This window comes from Acinetobacter lwoffii (genome assembly GCF_024129715.1).
Classification (GTDB): domain Bacteria; phylum Pseudomonadota; class Gammaproteobacteria; order Pseudomonadales; family Moraxellaceae; genus Acinetobacter; species Acinetobacter lwoffii_U.
Genome location: NZ_JAMXXM010000077.1, coordinates 1 through 427 on the forward strand (window position 1 = coordinate 1; position 427 = coordinate 427).

Genomic DNA, 427 nt, shown 5'->3' on the forward strand with positions numbered 1-427 from the left:
TTTTTGAAAAAAGCATAGGTCTAGATAATCAAGCTAGATTTTTTAAAACTCCACATTGGTCAATTGTACATAAACCATCACAAGTACCTCTTAAATCAGATAGTTGTTCAATAAGCTTTTGTTGCTTGATTATATTTTCTCTGATAGCACTGACATGTAAGTCAATTAATTCATTCACATCTGAACAATTTTTCTCAGGTTTGTCTTTATAGGTAAGTAATTGACGAATTTCATTCAAACTCATATTTAAAGTTCGGCAATTCAAAATAAATTTAATTCGCTCAACATAGCCTACATCGTAAAGGCGGTAATTTCCTTCCGTTCTTTCCGGTTCCGGAATTAAACCTTCCTTTTCATAAAACCTAATTGTTAATACTGAACATGAGGTTTTTTTAGAGAGTTCACCAATTTTTAAATGCATTGAGTT

Annotated in this window: 1 protein-coding gene; it reads right to left on the minus strand. The window is 30.9% G+C overall.

Translation table 11 applies throughout. From position 1 onward, the window contains the following. Nucleotides 1-28 precede the first annotated feature (28 nt). Nucleotides 29-421: a Cd(II)/Pb(II)-responsive transcriptional regulator gene (gene cadR, locus NI462_RS14970; RefSeq protein ID WP_000550240.1), complete on the minus strand. Its 393-nt coding sequence runs from the start codon at nt 419-421 to the stop codon at nt 29-31. Nucleotides 422-427: the final 6 nt, after the last annotated feature.

Bases quoted from the DNA above. Each gene is read 5' to 3' on its own strand.
- cadR (WP_000550240.1), bottom strand. From the start codon at position 421: ATGCATTTAAAAATTGGTGAACTCTCTAAAAAAACCTCATGTTCAGTA.